Annotated in this window: 20 protein-coding genes; 7 read left to right on the top strand and 13 right to left on the bottom strand. The window is 61.3% G+C overall.

Features of this window, described 5'->3' with window-relative positions; all coding sequences use genetic code 11:
* Window positions 1-2: 2 nt before the first annotated feature.
* From tagF to BJN45_RS07010, 5 genes are read right to left on the bottom strand one after another with little or no spacing between them, the layout of a single operon-like run.
* Window positions 3-986, bottom strand: a complete 984-nt coding sequence (gene tagF / locus BJN45_RS07030) for a type VI secretion system-associated protein TagF (RefSeq protein WP_076093429.1) — start codon at window positions 984-986, stop codon at window positions 3-5.
* Window positions 983-4,810: a type VI secretion system membrane subunit TssM gene (tssM, locus tag BJN45_RS07025; RefSeq protein ID WP_083650978.1), complete on the bottom strand. Its 3,828-nt coding sequence runs from the start codon at window positions 4,808-4,810 to the stop codon at window positions 983-985. Before tssM ends, tagF begins: the two co-directional genes overlap by 4 nt.
* A 16-nt stretch (window positions 4,811-4,826) precedes the next feature.
* Entirely contained in the window at window positions 4,827-6,233 is a 1,407-nt protein-coding gene (locus BJN45_RS07020; RefSeq protein WP_139326311.1) for a hypothetical protein, read from the bottom strand.
* Between the two features lie 26 nt (window positions 6,234-6,259).
* Window positions 6,260-6,526 carry a PAAR domain-containing protein gene (locus BJN45_RS07015; protein WP_076093425.1) on the bottom strand — a complete coding sequence of 89 codons (267 nt, stop codon included), beginning with the start codon at window positions 6,524-6,526 and terminating at the stop codon, window positions 6,260-6,262.
* 40 nt (window positions 6,527-6,566) lie between these two features.
* Complete coding sequence (locus BJN45_RS07010; RefSeq protein ID WP_240494512.1) at window positions 6,567-7,379, bottom strand: M15 family metallopeptidase; 813 nt, start codon at window positions 7,377-7,379, stop codon at window positions 6,567-6,569.
* 240 nt (window positions 7,380-7,619) lie between these two features.
* Between BJN45_RS07010 and BJN45_RS07005 the strand changes: the two genes are divergently transcribed.
* A complete protein-coding gene (locus BJN45_RS07005; RefSeq protein WP_139326310.1) occupies window positions 7,620-8,135 on the top strand; it encodes a PepSY domain-containing protein in 516 nt (171 codons plus the stop codon).
* An 11-nt stretch (window positions 8,136-8,146) separates the two neighbouring features.
* Window positions 8,147-9,127 carry an extracellular catalytic domain type 1 short-chain-length polyhydroxyalkanoate depolymerase gene (locus BJN45_RS07000; RefSeq protein ID WP_076093419.1) on the top strand — a complete coding sequence of 327 codons (981 nt, stop codon included), beginning with the start codon at window positions 8,147-8,149 and terminating at the stop codon, window positions 9,125-9,127.
* A 13-nt stretch (window positions 9,128-9,140) separates the two neighbouring features.
* Here BJN45_RS07000 and BJN45_RS06995 read toward each other — a convergent pair whose 3' ends face one another.
* Together BJN45_RS06995 and BJN45_RS06990 are read right to left on the bottom strand one after the other, a co-directional pair.
* The gene (locus BJN45_RS06995) at window positions 9,141-9,533 is read right to left on the bottom strand and encodes a group II truncated hemoglobin (RefSeq protein WP_076093417.1); all 393 of its coding nucleotides are present in this window, start codon (window positions 9,531-9,533) and stop codon (window positions 9,141-9,143) included.
* Between the two features lie 18 nt (window positions 9,534-9,551).
* Window positions 9,552-11,693: a YgiQ family radical SAM protein gene (locus BJN45_RS06990; protein ID WP_240494511.1), complete on the bottom strand. Its 2,142-nt coding sequence runs from the start codon at window positions 11,691-11,693 to the stop codon at window positions 9,552-9,554.
* Between the two features lie 169 nt (window positions 11,694-11,862).
* On the opposite strand from BJN45_RS06990, the gene BJN45_RS06985 reads away from it, so the two are divergent.
* Genes BJN45_RS06985 through BJN45_RS06975 form a run of 3 tightly spaced genes read left to right on the top strand, consistent with a single transcriptional unit; the run spans window position 11,863 to window position 15,295 of the window.
* A complete protein-coding gene (locus BJN45_RS06985) occupies window positions 11,863-12,213 on the top strand; it encodes an STAS domain-containing protein (protein ID WP_205750555.1) in 351 nt (116 codons plus the stop codon).
* A complete protein-coding gene (locus tag BJN45_RS06980) occupies window positions 12,210-13,172 on the top strand; it encodes an MBL fold metallo-hydrolase (protein ID WP_076093413.1) in 963 nt (320 codons plus the stop codon). Before BJN45_RS06985 ends, BJN45_RS06980 begins: the two co-directional genes overlap by 4 nt.
* Window positions 13,169-15,295 (top strand): CHASE2 domain-containing protein, encoded by a 2,127-nt coding sequence (locus BJN45_RS06975; protein WP_076093410.1) that lies wholly within the window; start codon window positions 13,169-13,171, stop codon window positions 15,293-15,295. The genes BJN45_RS06980 and BJN45_RS06975 overlap by 4 nt, the downstream gene beginning before the upstream one ends.
* Here BJN45_RS06975 and BJN45_RS06970 read toward each other — a convergent pair.
* The gene (locus BJN45_RS06970) at window positions 15,282-15,866 is read right to left on the bottom strand and encodes an OmpA family protein (RefSeq protein ID WP_170873044.1); all 585 of its coding nucleotides are present in this window, start codon (window positions 15,864-15,866) and stop codon (window positions 15,282-15,284) included. The genes BJN45_RS06975 and BJN45_RS06970 overlap by 14 nt on opposite strands.
* Entirely contained in the window at window positions 15,859-16,317 is a 459-nt protein-coding gene (locus tag BJN45_RS06965) for a FecR family protein (RefSeq protein WP_076093406.1), read from the bottom strand. Before BJN45_RS06965 ends, BJN45_RS06970 begins: the two co-directional genes overlap by 8 nt.
* Before the next feature lie 23 nt (window positions 16,318-16,340).
* Between BJN45_RS06965 and BJN45_RS06960 the strand changes: the two genes are divergently transcribed.
* A complete protein-coding gene (locus tag BJN45_RS06960; protein WP_076093404.1) occupies window positions 16,341-16,751 on the top strand; it encodes an ATP-binding protein in 411 nt (136 codons plus the stop codon).
* 48 nt (window positions 16,752-16,799) lie between these two features.
* On the opposite strand, the gene BJN45_RS06955 is transcribed toward BJN45_RS06960, so the two are convergent.
* Genes BJN45_RS06955 through BJN45_RS06940 form a run of 4 tightly spaced genes read right to left on the bottom strand, consistent with a single transcriptional unit; the run spans window position 16,800 to window position 22,629 of the window.
* On the bottom strand, window positions 16,800-19,280 hold the full coding sequence (locus tag BJN45_RS06955) for an ABC transporter permease (RefSeq protein WP_076093401.1): 2,481 nt from the start codon (window positions 19,278-19,280) through the stop codon (window positions 16,800-16,802).
* A complete protein-coding gene (radA, locus tag BJN45_RS06950; protein ID WP_076093399.1) occupies window positions 19,277-20,635 on the bottom strand; it encodes a DNA repair protein RadA in 1,359 nt (452 codons plus the stop codon). Before radA ends, BJN45_RS06955 begins: the two co-directional genes overlap by 4 nt.
* On the bottom strand, window positions 20,636-21,730 hold the full coding sequence (gene alr, locus BJN45_RS06945) for an alanine racemase (RefSeq protein ID WP_076093396.1): 1,095 nt from the start codon (window positions 21,728-21,730) through the stop codon (window positions 20,636-20,638).
* On the bottom strand, window positions 21,727-22,629 hold the full coding sequence (locus BJN45_RS06940) for a LysR family transcriptional regulator (protein ID WP_076093394.1): 903 nt from the start codon (window positions 22,627-22,629) through the stop codon (window positions 21,727-21,729). The genes alr and BJN45_RS06940 overlap by 4 nt, the downstream gene beginning before the upstream one ends.
* Before the next feature lie 206 nt (window positions 22,630-22,835).
* On the opposite strand from BJN45_RS06940, the gene lplT reads away from it, so the two are divergent.
* Window positions 22,836-24,098, top strand: coding sequence for a lysophospholipid transporter LplT (gene lplT / locus BJN45_RS06935; protein ID WP_076093392.1), 1,263 nt, complete (start codon window positions 22,836-22,838; stop codon window positions 24,096-24,098).
* Window positions 24,099-24,107: the final 9 nt, after the last annotated feature.

Genomic DNA, 24,107 nt, shown 5'->3' with positions numbered 1-24,107 from the left:
GCTTACTCCCCTAGAAATATTTCCCTGAATGTCTTTATTCCCTGTTCCAGGGTGATCCCGGGCTGCTCAAGATATGCCGAAAGCTTTGCAATTCCATATTCGCCAGTCACCTCTGGCTGATCGTCTATCCACTCGGGATCAACCAGCGAGATGACCCGTTCAGCCACGCTGTCCGGTGCAAGTGCTGTTAACAGCGTTGTTGATGAACTGCCGTTGAAACCGATAAGCAGCTTTGGCGACTGAGTGCGGCGTTCCATGATGAACTGGGCCTCAACTGCTGTTTTACGAAAAAACGCCGTGACGAGATAAATCCAGAATGCGGCTACCAGATTGCGGTTACGTTCGTCAGCGGGTAATGGCAGATAAACATCCCTGCTGATGGCAAGTTCCCCTTGTCCCAGCACCGGTCGCATCAACAACCCGATCGCAAGGATGCTTCGCCGCAGGGAGGCGCAACTTGAAAACCCAAGCATTCCAGCCAGGGAACCGAGCGTTGTGCGCCTGACAAAGTTGCCAAGGGGATCAGCTTGTATGGCCATTTCAAAATCATTGGCGCAATCGACGGTGTCCAGTTCAGACAGAAGCTGCGAGACATCGGCTCCTTTGACGCCCGATTCACATATCCTTGCCAAGGAACCAAACGAATACCCCATACCTGCCGGTGCGCAGCGAAACATCAGCGAGTCATCACGCTCTACCGTAGCTGCGGCAATAAAAGGGAAACGACGGCCAGACGAATCGCTACTGGGTCTCAGATGTCCCACTACCGATAACCTGCTACGGGCGCCGACGAAAGCAAAATCAACGGCACACGCACTGTCATAGGCAATTTTCCACCGCGGATTTTCGGAAAGATGCTCCATTGCTAGGGAAACCCATTGATCGAGTACATTGATCAGGCGATGCTGCCCTGCTCCCTTGACGAAATCTCCCCTTGAGGGGATCTTGCCGAAACAGGTGGCGGTGGAGGAACCCCTGCCACTCATGACTTACCTCCTGCCACCCCAGCCTGGACAGATAGTTCACGTGAACCCTCCGGAAGCGCTGCAACATTGACATCAGAGGGGGTAGATTGCGGTATCTGCGCATTTTCCATGGCGGTAGCAAGTGCTACACGGTCCGGCAGCACGAGACTGCCAAAGCCACCACTCCCCGGATGCTCGGATCCAGATGCAACCTGAGCCTGTGCACTGCTGAGCAGACGAAGATCAAGAGCAACCTCCACGCCCTTGCTGGACCAGGACAAGCGGAATGTTCCATCATCTTGCCGGCTTCTGGAGGCCGAGTTGATCATTTTTTCCAGCCCGAAACGCCCGGGAATATTGATGACTTCGATGATTTCACCCTCGAATGTCGTGGCAACAATGCGCGCACCGGGTGTTCCTGCAGCATTCGGCCAAATGAAGTTGGCCCATTGAGAAACACCGTTGCGATAGTTCAATTTCTGTCCGTCGATCTCGATCACGTAACCGGTAGTTCCAGGAGCCGGCTGTGGACGGAGCATGAAAACGGTTTGCGCCTGCCCTGCCCCTCCGCCGCCCGCAGCATCGGAAGCGGCACCACCTTCGAGGGGGGCCACCCACCGTGCAAATCCCGCCGTGAAATCTGCCTGCAGCGTCAATCCGAGATCCCCCCACGTACGCGGTGTGATCGTATTGCCACGTCTGACGACCAATCCCCCCATGGACAATTCGACATACTTTGCAATTGCACCTTCCGGACCAAATATCGTGGCAATTTCAGCCGGTGAAGCCTCAATGCCAGCCTTCGGTGAAAACGGATATTTGACAGCCAGCTTGCGATTGAAAGGCTCAAACACCTGAGCAATCCAGGTTTTGTTCAACTCAACGGCTGCCGGCTTGATTACCGAAGCATACGTTTCCAGTAATGGATGCAGCAGAAGAGGACGCAAGACAGCCCGCTGCTCATCCGGCATCCCGGTCAACATCTGCTCATCGACAAACCGCAAGGTCTCGGCCAGTGCCGAATCCCCACCTTCTACCGTCTGCTGCATCAGCTTGAGGGCCCCGGTTCCCGGATCGCCTTGATTTTGCAGCTGATTCAGTTTGGTACGAATCCTGGAAAGCAGCTTCAGATAGGTGTCGACCGGAGAATCCCCCTTGTCGCGCGAGATTACCAGTCGGCCCAAACCGGCAAACTCCTTGCCGATCGGCCCCATGGGTACCTCGGCGGCCTTGGCGGACACATTGACGTCAACCTGGACTCTGGCGGGTGACATTTGCAGCACGGAGCGTTTGAACCACTCGATGAATCCTGTCTGGGCACGCATCAATCCAGCATTGGCCATCGCCGGGTTGTCCCAGGCCGTCTGGTCAAACATCACCTTGACCAGCGTACCGATCGGCGATGTCTGGGGATCACCGAGACGATTCATTGCCGATACTGCGTCGGCGAATGATGCGAATGATGAAACGCTGATGCCCTGCACAAAGCGCTTCCACTCAGCCGCATAATCGCGCTTGTACATTGCAATCAAGGATTTCTGAATCTGTTCGGGACTACCCTCGAGCGTAAGGTCATCCGTTCCGGAAGTCAGCAGAACCCAGTCAACATTCTTCTGTTCATTGGTTGCCGCATCCTTTATTGCATCCTGCACATATTCCCGCCAGGCTTCGACGGTAAATGCACCAGAGACCGTCGAGCTGCCAACGATCAGGCCAGCATTGTCTGGACCGACAATGCTGGCAACAGTCATCGGAACAAAGCGGGTGGATGCCCGAGCCTTGATCTCGGCATATACGCGCTCGGCGGCTGGCATTCCCCGAACCACATGGCGTAATTTGTCGCGTACCTCGTCGACCAATACCAGGTTGGTATCGATCAAAGGCCATTCCGGATCATTCGCCAACTCCAGATGAAATGAAAGAATGCTACCGGCTGATCGGATCATCTGCTCACGACTCATCGATCCACGATTGGCCTCGAGCCAACCACGCCAGAATCGTGTTATCTGGTCCGACAAATGCCCGGTATCCAGGTGCTCGCGCGATGACAGCATCAGATAGGTTTTCAGGGCGTTATAGCCATCCTCCGTATCGGATGGCCTGGCATCCTTGTACGGACTGCCTGCCGAGAGTTTCACAGAGGCTTTGTCTGCCTTCGCCTTCAATTTATCCTGCGCATTGACCTCGATAAGGAAGGCCTCGAGATTTTCCTTCACCGGGGCAAGCATGATGTTGCTGATTCCGGAAAAATATTCGGTACGCAACTTCCTGGCCATTGCTTCGCCCTGATACAACCCCAAACCGATCGAGAGAGGATGCTCATCGTTGAAACGTTCGAGTTGCCCCAGACGGTCCTGAATGATTTCAAGGGCTTCGAGCCGGGATTGCAGATCGATTCTTCCTTCCTGCAATCGAACAGCCTTGACCACGTCCTGCTGGACGTTATCCAGCAGAGCCCGGTTGTTGATATATGACCAGCTCCAACCTCCCAGCGTCAGCCCAAGCAAACACAAGGCCCCAAGGACAGCCAACTGGCGGTATCTCGCCTTCATTCTTGTGGTGTGCCGACGAACCAGTGTCTTGTCCGGAAATATGACCTTTGAAAACAATTCCTTGAGAAAATAGCCATGATTCAGCGCGGTGCGTACGGGTACAGCACCGCCACCCTGCAAGGAGAATTTTTTCAGGACCCGGTCGCTGGAAAGAGGCTTGATATCTGCGCTTTGAATCGCTGAAGTAATGTAGAAACCACGGAAAACCGGCTTGAACTGAAAAGGATTGTCTTCAAACAAGGTGGCGATGAACGACTGGAGCGCCGGCTTGATGGCGGCGAACTCGGCAGGAAAGATAAGCAACCCGGGCAAGGCTCCCTCTCCCTGAATTCTCGATAGCTGGGCTACGCTCATCGCACGCAGCCCTTCATACAGCTCGTCGAAATGACGCCCGAACAAGGCAATCAATTCGTTGCCGGTCGCCTGCTCATAAGGAATGGTTGCGCCCCAGACCCGGTCGCGCTCGGTCCAGTCGAGATCAAGAAAGAAATCATGAAAACCGGGAATCAGGTCCACCTTGGTGAACAAGACATAGACTGGAGCAAAAACCTCCAGTCTTTCAGTCAGTTCCTGCACACGCTGGCGCAGATTCTTCGCCAGCGTAATGGCGAAACCTGGTGAACTTCCCATGAGTTCACCAATGCTGACAGTTACCAGTATCCCGTTGATCGGTGCGTGCGGTCGGTTTTTCCTGAGCAATTCGAGAAACCCCAGCCATTCCTCCCGATCTTCTTCGTGAACCGAATACCGACCTGCGGTATCAAGCAGGATACCCTCGGTGGTAAAGAACCAGTCGCAGTTCCGGGTACCACCGATGCCCTTGATGATTGCATTGCCACCGTCGTCAAAAGGAAACTTCAGTCCGGAATTGACGATGGCAGTGCTTTTCCCGGCTGCCGGATTGCCAATTGTGATGTACCAGGGCAATTCGTACAGCGCCTCCGACCCGGATATCTGTCCGAGCTTGGATGTCTTGATCGTCTTGATCGCATCGTGCATGCGCTTCTTCAATGTCTCGATTTCCGCACCCGAACTGGCACCGCTGCGCTTCTGCAAGACCTCACCCTGCTTCTCGAGCATCGAGCCGATGGCTTCACCAGCCTTTCTGGCGCGATGCCGGCGAACAAGCCACATCCCGGCCCAGACCAGAAGGATCATTACGCTGGCCATGAGGGCCCAGATCATTGCTACTTTGAGCGTCCTTGCTCCAAGGAAAAGAAATGCCGTGATGGCTGCGATGCCAATGAAGGAAAGAAAGCGTGAGTCGGTAATCAATGAGCGGATTCGGGACATCGGATTTGGGCTTCGATCAAGAAATACGGGGTTCGGTTTTGTCAGAGGCAACAAAAGGGCTGACAATCAGCATCGCCCTTTCCAGGGCATGCTGATTGCTTAAACAGATCACGGGGCTCTGGCCTGCAAGTACTTTTGTCCTCGCACAGGCAAGTGCTACCAGGCTGCCAATGGGATCGAGGGCGCCACAGGCTGAACCAGTCGCCAGAAAATCACTGACTGGATCGAGATGGGGCAAGCTTCCCAACACCCCCTCCATGGCCTCTGCCACATGCCCGACGCGGTGGTCGGTATCAAGAACGACAGCCTTGATGGACTCGCCTTCCAGACCGCTTGAGTCAAGCAGGCCGGCAAGCAGTTGCTCGACAAGTCTGCCGCTGATCCGGCCTCCGGCATCCAGCCGTTTGTCTCTCGCACCAAGCATCACCCGGCTCACCTCTGCGACATCCTCCAATCGCAGAAACTCGACCGCATTGCGCTCAGCCAGCAGCAGGGCAACAGCCCCTTCCCCGGGAATCTGCCCCTGCTGATGCCCTGCCGAGAACAATCCCTGACGGGAAGACCATCGTGCGACCACTTGTTCATCCACGGCTGATACTGCTCCGGCGATCAGCATCAGCGTCTTGTCAGGCAAACTTCGATTCGCACGCAATATCAGTTCATCAAGCTGCTTCATCGCATCTGCTTCGCTCGCGACGGAAATCAGGTGCACGTCATGCGTGCTGGCGAAATGCCCTGCCCCGCAGGTTTTTTCGAACCAGCCCCGCAAGGCATCGCGATGCGCCGGATCCCAATCGCCCGGCAGCAACCAGAACACTTGCAGGGATATCTTTTCCCCAGCGGACTCCATGATCTCTTTGGCACGGTCCATCGCCGCTGCCATGACACCATCCAGCAAGACGATCGAGCGAAGTATCGCGGGTATCGCCAGGGCAGGATGGATATCCTTGCCGTCGCGCAGCAGTTGCTCGTTCATGCCGTCAACATCGATATCCTTCACCTCGGCAGCAAAAACGGGGAACCCTGCATCGTCCATGATTTCCTCACTGGGCCCGGGACGCGAACCCGCTTCGACGGCAGCCACGATGTCATCGGCTGAATTTCCTGCCGCCACATGTACCCAGGCATCAACCAGAAATAATGAAAATCCGCGCTCGGTTGCCGTACTGATCGCCCGCGCACCAGACAATGGGTCGTCATCCGGCACAAGCGGTGCTGGAGAAAGAGCGAGCGGAGGCGCTTTCAGCTGTTCAATAACGCCCCGCAGCAACCAGTAGCCGGCGATCAATGCGCCTGGCACAGCTACAAGGTAGAGCAGGAGATCCGCACTGCTCGGCTGATGGTCGTTGGATTGCCACCATGCGAGGACCAGTATCCAGATGAGCAGTGTCAGACCAAGCCCGCTCAGCACCCTGTATGCCATCGCCCGCATGCCTCGACCTGCCCCTTTCAATCGGTGGTCAGCGACTGGCTGGCCAGGAGAATTGCGCCACAGGCAGTTCTGTCACCATGCCGGGCAGCCGGCTGACCATCGATGATTGCCGTCGGATCCCCGGTAACGATGATCGTGACACTGCCATGCCCCTTTCGCGGGCAGGTAACCTTGTCGCCGATCCTGGCGATTCCCTTGCCGTTGCAATCGCTTGAGCCGGATGCCGAGATCACGACACCACCGTGATCGGTCTTGTCTCCCAGCAGGATGAATGGCCTGGTCATTGATTTCTCCAATGTTGTTTCTGTGGAAGAGACATGAATCTCAACGTCCTGATTGCCCAAGAACGCCTTTGCGACGCATCTCGACATGACCGTAGTCACGCATCTGCCAACGCCCCCCCCAGGTCAGCCCGACCAGTTCGGCAGTTTCCCCGTACAACTCGTAACCTCTCATGGCCCAGGAATCCCGCTCGGAGATGATGACCTGCCCGTTCCTGAGGAAGGCCGAGTCGGCAGCCAGCCCGTACTGGTGGTAACTCATGTTGGCCCCGGCCCGGGTGACATGACTTCCCTGTGCCAGCAAGGCTTCCTGCCGCTCAGGGCTGCGATAGCCCTCGATGAGAACCATGTCATATCCATGTCGTTCTTTCATCAGTTTGAATACAACGAGAAGACGCTGCGTGAATTCGGCATCCAGCAAATCCCAGTTCCGGCTGGCATGAATGGCGTCGGGGCGCACCAATTCCACCTCACGCGTGGCGAACGCCTCTGGCGGCAGGGATGGCGGGGGAACCAGCTGTTCCCCTTCCAGCAACACGGCAATCTGACGATCCCCGCCACTTCCGTTTTCAGAAAAATCGAACACCACAGGACTACCCAGCACCCAGGCAAACATCGACGGCAGGACGAGCATCAGGATTGCCGCTAGCGACAGTGCTGAATGAGAGATGACCAGTATCCGCAGGCGATGAATGGCTGAGGTCGAGCCAAGATGAATGCGCCGGAGATTCGTGAAAAAACCGTGGGCAAATCGAGTGACAGGTTTCGCACCGTTGTTCAAGGTCAGGCGGCATATCGACGCCAGACGATAACGCCATGCGGGAAAAGCAACCATCAGGACAATGGCGGCGATCAACAGGAAATAGCTGACCGCACCAAGGATTAGCACGTCACCGAACCCTCTTCACACCCACCAGCGGATAATTCATTCAACATATTATTTCCCCATTAATAAACTGAAAACCGGCAGATTTTAGTACATATGAGTAGCTTAGTGAACTTCCATTTTTCATATTACAATGCCTTCAGTATATTCATAACCCCACGAAAACGAACCCCGAGACGGTTGAGTTCCACGAAAAACGAAGGCACGACAATGAGCATCCTGCAAGATCTTGACCCGCAAAACGCCAGGCTTTCCGGGAACGCCTCCTCCCTGAATGCCGACAAAATGTCCTGGACTGCACCACTGGTACTGTTCGGTATCGCCGCGACCGGATTGTTTCTTGCTCTGCATTACGGCAATCAACTGGCCTCCATGTTTTCAGCAACTTCGGAAAAACCAGCTCACGCCAGCCCTCAGCTGATTGCACAAACCGGAAAATTGCCCCAGCAACTAGCTGCAAAGGAAACGCAGGCTGCCTTGATCACTGTCAGTCCGCCCACGGAAGATGGCGCAAAGGAAAAAGACAGCTTGCCGGCCGCAGGAAAAACAGCACAGCAGAGAAATGACGACGTCAAACAACCATCAAAAAAACCGGCAACACCACGTAAAAACATCAACAAGACAGCGCTCGCCAAGAAAACCGGCAAAGGAAAAACCGAGACGAGCTCAAGTACACGCAAGGCAGCCGAACGGGATGTTGATATCATCACGGCCATCGTTCGATAACTGCCCAGAGCATGCCAGGCCACTACTGCAAACAACTTGTCCTTGCACTGCTTCTTGCCGTCAATCTGACCGGAGTGCTGGCGGCAGGCTTGCGCGAGCACTCCGAACAAACACCAGCCAAGCCAGCCAGCATCGGCAGTCATGAACTGAAATTGCGTTTTCAGGGCGTGCTGCGAAACTACGTGCTGCACATCCCGCGCACCCATGACCCGGCCCGGCCTGCGGTGCTGGTGATGGCGTTCTACGGCGGAGGCGGACACGCTGCACACATGGCCGACGACGAGCGCTACGGACTGATCGCCAAGGCGGAACGTGAAGGTTTCATCGTCGTATTCCCCAACGACTACAGCAAATTTCCGCGCGGCCGGCTGGCGACCTGGAATGCCGGCGGGTGTTGCGGGGATGCACGGGATCGGAACAGCGACGACGTCGGTTTCGTGCGTGCGCTGGTGGACGAAATCGGCGCGCAGGTGCGTATCGATCGGCAACGGATTTTCGCCACCGGCATGTCCAACGGCGGCATGATGGCCTATCGCCTGGCCTGTGAAGCAGCCGACCTGTTCCATGCCGTGGCGTCGGTGGCAGGAACCGAGGCGCTGGCCGATTGCCGCCCGGCACGACCGATCCCGGTGCTGCACATCCATGCCCGCAACGATACGCATGTGCTGTTCGATGGCGGTGCCGGACCGGATGCGTTCCGCGATTCGGCCAAGGTCATGAATTTCGTCTCGGTGCCCGAGACGGTAGCGCGCTGGGTCAAGCGCAATCGTTGCGACAGCCGCCCGCGCCGCGTGCTGGACAAGCCTGGCGCCTATTGCGACGAATATTCCGGCTGCGCCGAGACGGCGACAGTCCGGCTATGCGTGACCGATGCTGGCGGCCATTCGTGGCCCGGCGTCCAAACCACGCGCCGGGGCAAGGAAGAAGCTTCGCAGGCCCTGCAGGCCAACGACGTGATCTGGGACTTCTTCAAGGCCAGCGCAGCGCGCTGACCCGGGGCAGCGCTCAGCCTTCCTTGTTGCGCATGAAGTCGGCGGTGTTGAAGAAATTCTCCAGCAGCTTGGCGCGGATGCCCTCCTCGATACCGACATCCTCCATCGCCAGCACCATGCAGGCGACCCACTGATCACGCTCCTGGGTGCCGATGGCGAACGGCATGTGGCGGGCGCGCAGGCGTGGATGGCCGTAATTCTCGACGAACAGGTCCGGACCACCGAACCAGCCGGAGAGGAACATGAAGAGCTTTTCCCGCGATCCCTTCAGGCTTTCCGGGTGCATCGCGCGCAGTTCGGCGAACTGCGGCACGGTATCCATCAATTCATAGAAGCGATCGGCCAGTTTGCCGACGGCTGCTTCGCCGCCGATCTTTTCGTAAGTCGTCGTGGTGCTGTTTTCCATGGGTTCTCCCTGTCTTGTTTATCTGCCCGGCCGTGGCTTGCGTGCCGGCTTGCCGGCGACAAACGGCCGGCCTGGCACCGGACGCTGAGCGGCGGCAGGTGCGGCTGACGGTTTTTTGCGATTTTCTGCGGTCGACCGCGAAAATTCGGCATTTTTCACGCTGTGCTTCAAGCCTGTGCCGGCGGGCTGCCAGGCTGGCACCAGTTGCTTCTTGCCGTTGCCGATCAGGTCGGAGCGGCCCATTTCCTTCAGCGCTTCACGCAGCAGCGGCCAGTTCTCGGCGTCGTGGTAGCGCAGGAAAGCCTTGTGCAGCTTGCGCTGGCGCCCGTTGCGCACCGCCCCGACATGCTCGCCACCCCGGCGCTGCAGTTTCTTCAGCGGATTCTTCTCGGTGTGGTACATCGTCGTTGCCAGCGCCATCGGCGTCGGCAGGAAGGTCTGCACCTGGTCCAGGCGGAAGTTGTTCTTCTTCAGCCACAGCGCCAGGTTGAGCATGTCCTCGTCGGTCGTTCCCGGATGCGCGGCGATGAAATACGGGATCAGGTACTGTTCCTTGCCGGCCTCGCGCGAAAAGCGGTCGAACAACTGCTTGAAGCGGTCGTAGGCGCCCATGCCGGGCTTCATCATCTTCGACAGCGGGCCCTCTTCCGTGTGTTCCGGCGCGATCTTCAGGTAACCGCCGACGTGATGGGTGACCAGTTCCTTGATGTACTCGGGCGAGCGCACGGCCAGGTCGTAGCGCAGGCCGGAGCCGATCAGCACCTTCTTCACGCCCTTCAGTTCGCGCGCCTTGCGGTACAGCGAAATCAGTTTCGAATGGTCGGTACCGAGGTTCTCGCAGATGTCCGGGTAAACGCAGGACAAGCGGCGACAGGCCGATTCGATCTTTTCGTCCTTGCACTTCAGGTGATACATGTTGGCGGTCGGGCCGCCGAGGTCGGAGACGATGCCGGTGAAACCCGGCGTCTTGTCGCGCATTTCCTCGATCTCGCGGATCACCGAGTCTTCCGAGCGGCTCTGGATGATGCGTCCCTCGTGCTCGGTGATCGAGCAGAAGGTACAGCCGCCGAAGCAGCCGCGCATGATGTTGACCGAGAAGCGGATCATTTCCCAGGCCGGGATCTTGGCGTCGCCGTAGGCCGGATGTGGCCGGCGGGCATACGGCAGTTCGTAGACGCCGTCGAGTTCCTCGGTGGTCAGCGGGATCGGCGGCGGGTTCAGCCAGACATCGCGCTCACCGTGCGCCTGGCGCAGCGCGCGGGCGTTGCCCGGGTTAGATTCGAGATGGAAGGTACGCGAGGCGTGCGCGTAGAGCACCGGATCGTCCTTGACCTGCTCGTAGGCCGGCAGCCGGACGACGGTGTGGGCACGACGCTCGCGCCGGGCGGCCAGACGTTCGGCACGCGAGATGATGCGCACGACCTGCTCGCCTGCTGCGGTCGCCGGCGCATCCTGCGTATTTTTTGCCGGTTCCATCGCGTACGGGTCGGCGTGCTTGACCAGCGGTCCCGGTGTGTCGACCTCGGTCGAGTCCATCTCGTCCCAGTCGGCCGACGGCAGCCAGCCATGCGGCACCATGAAGGCGGTACCGCGCAGGTCGCGGATGTCGGCGATCTTTTCACCCTTGGCCAGCCGGTGCGCCAGTTCGACGATGGCGCGCTCGGCATTGCCGAAAACCAGCAGGTCGGCCTTCGAATCGGGCAGCACCGAACGGCGCACCTTGTCCGACCAGTAATCATAGTGCGCGATACGGCGCAGACTGGCCTCGATCGAACCGATCACCACGGCGGTACCGGGAAAGGCTTCGCGGCAGCGCTGGGCATAGACGGTGACGGCCCGATCCGGGCGCTTGTTCGCCTCGGCATGCGGCGTGTAGGCATCATCCGAGCGCGGCTTGTGGTCCGACGTGTAGCGATTGACCATCGAATCCATGTTGCCGGCGGTGACGCCGAAGAACAGGTTGGGTTTGCCCAGTTTGCGGAAGTCGACCGCAGAATTCCAGTCCGGCTGGCAGATGATGCCGACGCGGAAGCCCTGTGCTTCGAGCAGACGCCCGACCAGTGCCATGCCGAAGCTGGGGTGGTCGATGTAGGCGTCGCCGGTGATCAGGATGATGTCGCACGAATCCCAGCCGAGCTGGTCCATTTCAGCCCGGGACATGGGCAGGAAGGGGGCTGGACCAAAGCGGTGCGCCCAGAATTTGCGATAGGAAAAAAGAGGCCGCTGGGCCGGCTGTGTCGTGTTGGAGAGCATTGCAATATTTTACCTGAGTGCGCTGACCGCCATGGCATACTTGCCCTTCACCCTATAGCCTGAAACCGTTCAAGCAATGATGAATCTCCCAACCCGCGAACAGGCTGGCGTTCTGGTTGTTTCCGTCAGCGGCCGGATAGACCACGCCATTGCCGAAGAGTTCACTCAGGCGCTCGATCCCCTGCTCGCCCGCTGCGTCCAGGGCCAGGCGCCCGTGCTGCTCGACTTCTCCCAGGTCACTTACATCAGCAGTGCCGGCCTGCGCGTGCTGATGATGGCCTCACGCCAGGCCAAGGCCCAGCAGGGCGGTTTTGCCATTGCCGCACTGACGCCGCTGGTGCAGGAAGTATTCACGATCAGCCGCTTCAACCTGATCGTTCCCTGCTACACCAGCATCGAAGCGGCCTGCAAGGTGCTCGGCCAATGAAACAGGTCATCTTCTGGGGAACCCGCGGCTCGCTGCCGACAGCACTGACCAGCCGCGACATCCGTGACAAGATCGCCTCGGCACTGGTTTCGGCCAATGGTCGCAATTTCCGCAACCGCGCCGCCCTCGACGAATTCGTCGATTCGCTGCCTTTTGCGGTCAACGGCACTTTTGGCGGCAATTCGTCGTGTGTCGAAATCCTGACCGACGAACGCGAACACATCATCTGCGACATGGGCAGCGGCGCCCGTCCGCTCGGCCAGGCCAAGATCGCCCGTTACGGCGTGCCCAATCCGCAGACCTACCACATCTTCATTTCGCATCTGCACTGGGATCACCTGATGGGTTTCCCGTTCTTTGCGCCGATGTACATCCCGGGCAACCGCATCATCGTCCACGGCTGCCATGAACGCATCGAGGAAGCCTTCCGCCTGCAGATGCGGGCGCCCTGCTTCCCGGTCGATTACTCGCAGGCCGGCGCGAAGATCGAATTCGACCTGATGACCCCGGGCAAGCCGCATTTCATCTGCGGCCTCAACGTCACGCCCAAACTGCAGCTGCACGCCGGCGATTCCTACGGCTACCGTTTCGACAGCCTCGACAAGTCGGTGGTGTACAGCACCGATTCCGAACACAAGCTCGACGACATCGAATCCTTCAACGGCTTCGTCGAATTCTTTGCCAAGGCCGACCTCGTCATTTTCGATGCCATGTACTCGCTGGCCGAAGCCGCATCGGTCAAATCCGACTGGGGACATTCGAGCAACGTAGTCGGCGTCGAACTGTGCCAGGCTGCGGCCGTCAAGCGTCTGGCGCTGTTCCACCACGAACCGATCCACGACGACAAGCAGTTGAGCCGCCTGGCCACCGAAACCCGCCGTTTCGAACAGATCACGCGCGGTGAAAACCTGCCACTGGATGTCGTTTCCGCCTACGACGGACTGACCCTCGACCTGTGAGCAAGTCGCTTGCCCTGGCCGTCGCCCTGCTGCGCGCCGGGCAGGGGCGGCTGCTTCCCGGCCTGCTGCTGATACTCGCGGCAGTCCTCCTGCACAACATCGAAGCGACGCCGCTGCACAGCATGCAGTCGAGCCAGTTCGACCGCTATCAGCGCTTGCTGCCGCGAACGCGCGCGAACGAGCCGGTGATCATCGTCGGCATCGACAGCCAGAGCCTCGTCGCGCTGGGCCAATGGCCGTGGCCGCGCGACCGCGTCGGCGAACTGCTGGCGCGCATACAGGCCGGCGGGCCGCTGGCGGTCGGCCTCGACTTCGTCTTTGCCGAGCGCGACCAGCACGCGCCGGACCTGATCGCCCGCCGCCTGCCCGCCGCTTCCGCCGAGCTTCTGCACAAGTTGCCGGACCCGGATCGTGCGCTGGCCAATGTCATCGCCCAGGCCCCCACGGCGCTCGCAGTGGTCGGACTGAGCCGCGAGCTGCCCGGCGCCCGTAACCCGATTCACCCGCTGCCCACACTGCACATCGACCCGGATGCAGACACCGCCCTGCCCCGTTTTGCCAGCGCCTTGTCCAGCCGTCCGGAGCTGCAGCTCGCCGCCGCCGGCGAAGGCTTCATCAATGCCAGCCCGGACGGCCTGATCTCGCACAGCGAGCGTGGCATCCTGCGCCGGGTACCGACGCTGGCCCATATCCAAGACCAGCCCTATCTGTCGCTACCGCTGGAAATGTTCCGCCTGGCCCTGGGTGGCGGCCAGGTTGTTGTCGAAGGCGGCGCGTCCGGCATGCAGGCGATCCGCATCGGCGACTACCGCCTGCCAACGCAGAAAAACGGGGAGTTGCTGCTGCATTTCGGCAAGGCCAGCGCGAACTACTACCTGTCAGCCGCCGATGTCCTGGCCGGCGTGCATCCGCCGGAAATATTCGCCTCACGGTTCGTCATCGTCGGCTTCAACGGCATCGGGCTGCAGGACCGGGTCATCAGCCCGCTCGGCGACAGCCTGCCCGGCGCCGACATCCACGCCCAGGTCATCGAAAGCCTGCTCGAACAGACGGCATTGCGGCGTCCGCACTGGATGCCGCTGCTGGAAATGACGGCGCTGCTCGCCGGTGGATTGCTGCTGATCAGTGCCGTGCCGGCGCTACGCCCGCGTTATGCCGTGTTCACCTTTGCCGGTGTCGGCGCAGTGCTGGTCGGTACCGGCTACCTCGCCTTCGTCACCGGCCGCTGGCTGTTCGACGGGCCATCGCTGACGCTGCTGCTCAGTCCGGTTTTCATGTCGCTGCTCGGCAATACGCTGATCGTTGCCGACGGTCGCCGGCGCTTAGCCGAACAACAGTTGCAGGCCAGCCGTGAAGACGCTGCGCGGGTCGCTGGCGAACTCGACGCCGCCCGACGCATCCAGATGGGCCTGCTACCAGATCCCGGGAAAATCTTTGCCGGCGAGACGCGTTTCGCCATCGCCGCCATCCTCGAACCGGCCCGCGCTGTCGGCGGCGATTATTACGATTGTTTCATGCTCGACGCCAGCCACCTGTGCATCGCCATCGGCGACGTCTCGGGCAAGGGCCTGCCGGCCAGCCTGTTCATGGCCATCGCGAAAACCCTCAGCGGCACGCTGACCCGCCGCCATGACGATCTGGCCGCTGCGGTCTGCGACATCGAACGCGAACTCAGCCGGGAAAATCCAGGCTTCCTGTTCGTCACCGCTTTTATCGCCATTCTCGATGTCGACCGAGGCACGCTCGACTACGTCTGTGCCGGCCACGATGCCCCCTTGATCAAACGCCAGGGCACAGTCATGCGCATCGAAACCGCCGATATCGCCGGCCCGCCGCTGTGTGCGCTCGGTGATTACCCCTACCCGAGCGGCCGGACCCAGTTGCAGGCGGGTGACCTGCTGTGCCTGTTTACTGACGGCGTCAGCGAAGCCTGCCACGGCGAACAGCTGTTCGGCAGCGAGCGGCTGATCGCCTGCCTGGCCGATTTGCCGCTGGCACCGGTAGACACCCTGTGCCGGCAGATCCGCGATGAAGTCCGCCGTTTCGAAGCCGGCGAAGCACCCGCCGACGACCTGACGCTACTGCTGCTGAGCTGGCCGGGACCGAAGCTCAGCGAACGTTGATCTCGACACGACGGTTGCGCGGCTCATCGACCTCGTCGGCGGTCGGCACCAGCGGCTCGCGCTCACCGCGCCCGGCCACTTCGAGCTTCTCCGCCGGAATCCCCTCGCCGATCAACAATTCACGCACCGCTTCCGCCCGCTTCGCAGACAAGGCATCGTTGGCGGCCAGCGAACCGACACGGTCGGTATGGCCGATGACCATGATTTCAGATGCCTGCCAGTTGGCAATCTGCTGGCGCAAGGCGGAGAGCTCTGCCAACGACGCCTGGGTCAGGCGATCGCCGCCGGTCTCGAAATAAAGCACATGGCTGACCGCACCGCGCGGCAAAGCCTGCAAGACCGCTGCATAGCGCGTTTCGACATATTCGGGATTGGCACGAAAATCGAAGGGTGCCGCCAGGGCTTGGGTATTGGTTGCGGCATATGGCCGGTCAAGCACCCGCTCGCCCGATGCGTCGCGGACCACCAGTGCCGTCTCTGCGCCATCGGGCGACGGCAGCAGGACGACACGGTCGCTGACGCAACCACTGAGCAAACCCACCAGCAGCAGGAGATGGCCTGGCTTAATCATCGCGACCATTTTCCACTTCGACGATGAATTCCGTGCCGCGTACGCCGAGCACCGAGGTCGGCGTATGGAAATCCACCGATTCCGGCGTGCGTTTGGCAATCTTGCCGGTCGCCACGGACAGCGTTCCCTTGCGCACACCGACCGACATGTTGCCGTCGTGCGTCGAGCTGTTGAAGGCGAACTTTTCGATGACGATCAGCGAATTCGGACCGGCCGACAGACGGGTGTTATCGCGCAAGGTCACGCCGACTGCGCCATCACCACCGGTACGCAACTTGTCGGCCACCAGCACACGGGTGCCTACGGTAGCCGCGAGTTTCTCGCCGTTGCGTTCGATGACAGCCTGGCCGCTGCTGGTCTTGATCATGCCGGCGACTTCGGCCGCCCAGGCTGGATAGCAAAAAGCCATGCCGGCGAGCATGAAAGCGGTGACGCGATGTGATTTAATCATTGCCGTACTTTCCCTCCGATGTCATGACTCAGCATTCTACGGAAATTTCTGTCACAGCGTGCCACAGCGCACTGGCGGACCTGTTCGCAGGTCTGGTCGTTGCCTGCGCGCAACTCTCGGTCAGCGACGGCGACAGCCTGCGTCTGCAACTGCTGGCGGAAGAATTGTTCATCAATACGGTCGACCACGGCTTTTCCGGAAAAACCGGCGCGCCGGTCCATCTCCGGCTAACCCGCGACAAGCGCGGACTGACGCTGCATTACGAAGATACCGCCCTCGCCTTCGATCCACGCCAGCCACCACCAGCCACGGACGACAACACAATCGGCGGCCTCGGGCTGGCCCTGTTGCAGGGCATGAGCCAGGAAATCGGCTACCGCCGCGATGGCAACCGCAACATCATCGAACTGCTGCTGCAGGAAACTGCTGATTGACCCGACACCAACGTCATTGCGAGCGCAGCGCGACAATCCAGCATTTCCCTAAGCGCCCTGGCGCAAGGCCTCCAGTGGCGGCACGCCGAGCAGGCGGCGCATGCCCAGCCAACCGGCAAAGGTCGTCGCCACGGCACAGCCGGCGGCAGCCAGCAACGGCGACGTCAGCGAGAACGCCGGTTCGATCTGGAACACCTGACGCGCCAGCAACTGGCCGACCCCGGCCGCGCCCAAAGCGGCAATCAGGCCGGCCAGACCGCCGATCGCCGCCAGTTCGACCAGCAAGGCGGCGCGCAACTGCTCGCGGCGGGCGCCGAGCGCGCGCATCACCGCCAGTTCGAAGCGGCGCTCGTCAATCGCCGACAGGAAAGCCGCGTAGAGCACCACCGCCCCCGCCGCCAGCGTGAACAGGAAGACGAACTGGACAGCGCCGACCACCTGCCCGACCACCGACTGGATCTGCGCCAGGATGGCGTCGATGTCGATCACCGTCAGATTGGGAAAAGCTTCGACCATTTGCCCGGCCGCCGCGCGCTTTTCTGCCGGCAGATGGAAGCTGGTGATGTAGCTGGCCGGCGCATCGTCGAGCACGCCGGGCGGTGTCAGCACGAAGAAATTGACGCGCATCGAATCCCAGTCCAGCTTGCGCAGGCTGGTCACGGTGACATTTTTTTCCATACCGGCGACCGAAAACACCAGCCGGTCACCGAGCGTCACGCCGAGCGTCTGCGCCAGACCGACCTCGACCGAGGCCTCACCCGGCTTGCCGGAAAACCAGCGGCCATCGACCACCTCGTTGCCGGTTGGCAATTCCGCGCGCCACGACAGGTTGAACTCGCGCTCGACCAGGCGCTGCGCCCGGTCATCGTCCGGAAAATCGGCGGCACTGACTGCGCGGTCGTTGATCCGCAGCAGCCGCGCCCGCACCATCGGTGCCAGCTCGGCGGCAATCTGGCGAGCGGCCAGCCAGTCGGCGACCGCCTGCCGCTGCTCCGGCTGGATGTTGATGACGAAGCGGTTCGGTGCATCGACCGGCACCGATTTCTGCCAGGCATCAACCAGTTCCAGGCGGGTCACGCCAAGCAGCAGCAAGGCCATCAGGCCAATGCCCAGGGCCACGATCTTCAGCGTGTTGGCCGTACCGTGACGGGCCAGCGTCGCCAGTCCCTGGCGCCAGCCAAAACCGGCACCGCCGCGCAGGCGGCCGGCCAGACGAACAGACAGCCAGGCCAACAGCCAGAACAGCGCCAGCGCCGCAGAAAAACCGGCCACCGCCAGCCCGCCCAGGCGCAGGTCGCCGGCGGCCCGGACGATCAGGCCGCACAACAGCAGGAAACCGACAACGTAGCCGATGACAGCAAGCGGCGCCGGTGGCCCGAGTTCGCGCCGGAGCACGCGCAGCGTCGGCACCCGGGCCAGTTGCAGCAAGGGCGGCATGGCGAAACCGAACAGCAGCACGCCGGCCACCAGCGCGCCTTCTAAAGCCGGCCCGGCACCGGGCAGCGGCAGATCCGCCGTCACCAGCCCGGCCATTGCCGAAACCAGCACGAAATGCGCGGCAAAACCGAGCAGCGCGCCAAGCACGGCGGCCAGCAGCGCCATGATCAGGAAGGACAGCGCATGCAGGCGCAGCAGGCGGCCCTGTGTCGTGCCCAGGCAGCGCAGCACGGCGCAGGCGTCGAGATGGCGCTGCATGTAGCGGCGGGCAGCCAGCGCCACGGCAATCGCCGACAAAATCACGGTCAACAGCGTCGCCAGCCCGAGAAAACGCTGCGCCTTGTCGAGCGCATTGCGGATTTCCGGCCGGGCATTTTCGATGCCTTCAAGGCGTTGACCGCGATCGAGCCGGGTTTCAACCCAGCCGCGCCAATCGGCGAGCGCCTGGTCGGGGCCGGCGAGCAGCAGGCGGTAACGGACGCGGGCGCCGAACTGGATCAGGCCGCTGGCCGGCACGTCGTCGATGTGCATCAGCAGACGCGGCGCCACCGAAAACAGGTTCAGGCTGCGATCCGGCTCGCGCGTCAGCAGCGCCGTCACCGGCAGGTGCAACTGGCCGACGCCGAGCGGCATCGACGGTTTCAGGTCGAGACTGCTGAACAGGCGCTCGTCGCCCCACGCGGTTTTTGCCGCCGGACCGCCGTCGACCGCAACATCCGCTGCATCCAGCCCCGGCGCCGTGCGCAACTGGCCGCGCAAGGGATATTCGCTGCTGACCGCCTTGATTTCGACCAGCTGGGCCCGGCCGTCGGCGAACACCATGCTCGGAAAAATCATTGTCCGTGCCGTGCGCAAACCGAGCCGATGCGCTTCTTCGACGAATGCATCGGACAACGGCTGGTCGGCGACAACCACCAGATCGGCGCCGAGCATCTGCCGCGCCTCCAGTTCCAGCGCCCGGCCGACCCGGTCGGCGAGAAAACCGACCGCCGACACTGCCGCCACGGCGATCAGCAGCGCCACGAACAGCAGGCGCAATTCGCCGGCCTGCAGTTCGCGCCGGAGCATGCGCCAGGCCATGGTGAACATCATTGCAGATCCCGGATGCGCGTGACGGCTTCCTCGACGCGCTTGACGGCAATCACTTCCATGCCCGGGATCGGTTGCCGCGGCCGGTTGGCTTCCGGAATCAGCGCGCGGGTGAAACCGAGCTTGGCGGCTTCCTTCAAACGCTCCTGACCACGCGGTGCCGGGCGGATCTCGCCGGCCAGACCAACTTCACCAAACACTATAAGTTTCTCTGGCAATGCCTTGTTTTTCAAGGACGATGTAATTGCCAGAAGCACCGCCAGATCACCGGCCGGCTCGCCGATCTTGACGCCGCCGACAGCATTGACGAAGACATCCTGATCGAAGCAGACGATGCCGGCGTGACGATGCAGCACCGCCAGCAACATCGCCAGGCGTTGCGCATCCAGCCCGACCGTCAGCCGGCGCGGATTGCCGTGCGCTGTGTCGACCAGCGCCTGGATTTCCACCAGCAGCGGCCGCGTCCCTTCCTGCGTCACCATCACGCAGGAACCGGCAACCTCCTGCCCGTGCTGCGACAGGAACAGCGCCGACGGATTGCTGACGCCCTTCAAGCCGGTTTCGGTCATCGCGAAAACGCCCAACTCGTTGACTGCGCCAAAACGGTTCTTCACCGCCCGCACCAAACGGAAGCTGGAATGCGTGTCGCCTTCGAAATAGAGCACGGTATCGACGATGTGTTCGAGCACGCGTGGCCCGGCCAGCGCGCCTTCCTTGGTCACGTGGCCAACCAGCACGACGGTGATGCCGGCCTGCTTGGCCAGCCGCGTCAGCTGCGCCGCGCATTCGCGCACTTGCGCCACCGACCCCGGCGCGCTCGACAATTGATCGGACCACAGCGTCTGGATCGAATCGATCACCGCCACCTGCGGCCTTTCCGCCTGCAGCGTCGACAGGATACGTTCCAGGTTGATCTCGGCCATCAGCGGCAGCGAGCCGGTCTCCAGGTTCAGCCGGCGGGCGCGCAGCGCAACCTGTTCGCCGGATTCCTCGCCGGTCACGTAAAGCACCTTGTGTCCCTGCGCCAGATACGCCAGCGCCTGCAACAGCAGCGTGCTCTTGCCGATGCCCGGATCGCCGCCGATCAGCACGACGCCGCCGGGCACCAGCCCGCCGCCGAGCGCCCGGTCAAACTCGCCGATGCCGGTCGGAATGCGATCGGTCTCGCGCGCCTCGATATCGGCCAGGTTCTGCAAGCGGACCGTCGGCGCCAGCGATTCGAAACGATGCCCGCCCGGCTTCTCGGCCACCGTTTCGACCAGCGTGTTCCAGGCATTGCAGCCGGGACACTGGCCCTGCCATTTCGGGCTGGTCGCACCGCATTCGGTGCAACTGTACTGAGTCTTGGTTTTTGCCATTTATTGCCCGTCGACCGCAACAGGCACGCGCGGCGCCAGTGCACAGAACAGTTCGTAGGCGATGGTCCCGGCAGCGGCAGCGACTTCGTCGGCCGGCACGTAACCGGCGGCGCCGCGTCCCCACAAGGTCACCGGCGCGCCGATGCCGGCCTCGGGCAGATCGTTGAGATCGCAGGCCAGCATGTCCATCGAGACCCGGCCGAGGGTACGCGTCATCTGGCCGGCAACGGCAATCGGCGTGCCGGTCGGCGCCGAGCGCGGATAGCCGTCGGCGTAACCGCAGGCGACGATGCCGATACGCATCGGCCGTTCCGCCGTGTAAGTGCCGCCATAACCGATGCGGTCACCGGTCTTCACCGTCTGCACGCCGATGATCCGGCTCTCCAGCGCCATCGCCGGCTGCAGGCCGAAACTGTCGGCCGATTGATCGGCAAAGGGACTGGCACCGTAGAGCATGATCCCGGGGCGCACCCAGTCGCCGTGCGCCAATGGATGGCGCAGGATGGCGGCGGAATTGCCCAGGCTGACCGGGCCGTGCCATTCGCCGGCCAGCGCCTGGAAGCGCTCCAGTTGCCAGAGCACGCCGCGCTCGCCGTCGGCTTCGGCAAAATGTGTCATCAAGGTCAGGTTGACCGCAGGAATGCGCTTGAGCCGCTCCCAGGCCAGTGGCAGCGTGGCTTCATCGAAACCGAGCCGGTTCATGCCGGTGTTCAACTTGAGATAGATGCTCAGCGGCCGGTCGGCGCGCGCGTGGGCGACCAGCATGTCGATCTGTTCCAGGCAATGGACGGCGCTGTGCAGGCCGTGCTTGACCACCTGCTGGGCATCGCGCTCGCTGAAGATGCCTTCGAGCAGCAGGATCGGCTGGCGCACGCCGCTTTCGCGCAGGGCGACGGCGTTTTCGCATTCGAGCAGGGCAAAACCATCGGCCTCGCCCTGCAGCGCTTCGACAGCGCGCAACTGGCCGTGACCATAGGCATCGGCCTTGACCACCGCCCACGCCCAGGCATCCGGGGCACTAGCCTTGGCCTGGCGGTAATTGTGCAGAATGGCCGCGGGCGAAATGCGCGCGCGAATGGGCCGGGAGGTATTCATACTGCCCGCTCCTTGAGCTTGCGCCGGGCAAAGTCGATGAAGGTAACGAGCAGGCGCGACTGGAAGCGCTCCTGCGGATGCACCAGATAAAGGCTGCGCTTGAGCGGCGGGTCGAGCGGAATGCTCAGCAATTCACCGAGCTGCTTTTCCTTGGCAGCAACCGCCCGCGACACGATGGCAAAACCGAGCCCGGTGGATACCACCCCCTTCAACGCCTCCGGGCTACCCAGTTCCATCTGCGTCTTCAGCGATTCCGGCGCGATGCCGTGATTGCGGAAATAGGCATCAGTTATTTCGCGCGTACCGGAACCGGGCTCACGCGAGATGAATTCATAGTCGGCCAGATCAGCCGGCCGCAACACAGCGAACTCGGCCAGCGGATAATCCGGCACGCAGATGACCTCCAGTTCGTCCTCGCAGCAGATCTGGCTGTTCAGACCGGAGACTTTGGCCGGCGCTTCGATCAGGCCGACATCAAGCGTGTGCTCGGCAACCCGGTTCTCGATGCTTTCCGAATTGGCGACGATCAGCCGCGCCCGCACCTGCGGATAAAGCGCGTTGAACTCGCCGAGCACGCGCGGCAGCATGAATTCGGCGATGGTCGTGCTGGCGCCAACCAGCAAGGGGCCGCGCATCTCGCCAGTCATCTCGCCGATGCGGATATCCATCTCATCGGACAGGGCGAGGATCTTCTCGGCGTATTCAAGCACCAGTTCGCCGGCCGGCGTCAGCGCGATGCTGCCGTGCCGGCGTTCGAACAGGCGGGTACTGTACTGCTCTTCCAGTTGCTTGATCTGGAAGGTCACCGCCGGCTGTGTCATGAACAAGGCATCGGCGGCGCGCGTAAAGCTGAGCTGTTTGGCTACGGCATGAAAAACCTGCAAACGCCGGTCAGCCATGGGAAATCTCCAGTATGCGGAAGAGCGATATTCAACCACACTCAAGCCTGCCGCCACGTAACGGCGTGTATTTTTTGCAGATTTTCCCGGTCGACCGCGTCATCGGCGCGTAAACTGCCTGCTGCAGACTGCACCAACCCGATTCACCAACGGCAATCCGTGGTATAAACCACGCCCAAAGTAATACAAAAAAGAGACATCGCTTCGTGCCGTTCGGCTTCTACATCATCATGGCCGCGCAGTTTTTCTCCGCGCTGGCCGACAACGCCCTGCTCATTGCCGCCATCGCCGCGTTGCGCGAGATGCAGGCACCGGCCGAATACGAACCCCTGCTCAAGACCTGCTTCACCCTTTCCTACGTCGTCCTGGCCGCCTTCGTCGGCGCCTTTGCCGATTCGATGGCCAAGGGTCGGGTCATGCTGATCAGCAACACGATCAAGATATTCGGCTGCAGCCTGATGTTCTTTGACGTACACCCGCTGATTGCCTACGCCGTCGTCGGCCTCGGCGCCGCCGCCTATTCGCCGGCCAAATATGGCATCCTCACCGAATACCTGCCACCTCGCCTGCTCGTCGTCGCCAACGGCTGGATCGAGGGACTGACGGTCGGCGCCATCATCATCGGCGTGGTCGTCGGCGGCCTGTTGATCCAGCCCGCCGTCGCCTACAACCTGCTCGCCTTCGACTTCCCGTTGATCGATACCGGCATCGACACCTCCGGCGAAATGGCGGTCGCCATCATCGCCGTCCTCTACCTGACGGCTGCACTGTTCAATCTCTATGTCCCGAATACCGGCGTGGATCACAAGCCGCTGAAGAAGAATCCCTTCTACCTGCTGCACGAATTCAACCACTGCCTGGCGCTGCTCTGGCGCGACCGCCTCGGCCAGATCTCGCTGGCCGTCACCACGCTGTTCTGGGGTGCCGGTGCAACGCTGCAATTCATCGTCATCAAATGGTCCGAAGTCGCCCTCGGCCTCGACCTGTCCAAATCCTCAATGCTCCAGGGCGTCGTCGCCTTTGGCGTCGCCGGCGGCGCGATCGTTGCCGCCAAGTTCATCACGCTGCGCAAATCGGTGAAGGTCATCCCGCTCGGCATCGCCATGGGCGTCATCGTGCTGATCATGAATTTCGTGCACGACATGTGGCTGGCTGTCCCGCTGCTGATCCTGATCGGCGGCCTGTCCGGCTTCTTCGTCGTGCCGATGAACGCGCTACTGCAACATCGCGGCCACATCCTGATGGGCGCCGGCCACTCGATCGCCGTGCAGAACTTCAACGAGAACCTGTCGATCCTCGTGATGACCGGCCTCTACTACGTGATGATCCGCGCCGACATGTCGATCTACTGGGTCCTCACGCTATTCGGCCTGTTCGTCAGCGGCATCATGTACCTGATCCGCGAACGCCACTTCGCCAACCAGCGCGACCGCGACGATGTGAAGCATCTGGACGATACGGCGCACTGATCTAGGCGC

The organism is Azonexus hydrophilus, from assembly GCF_001956855.1.
GTDB lineage: Bacteria > Pseudomonadota > Gammaproteobacteria > Burkholderiales > Rhodocyclaceae > Azonexus > Azonexus hydrophilus_A.
Note: the sequence above shows the minus strand (reverse complement) of the source record. Positions and strands in the feature narration are given on the sequence as shown.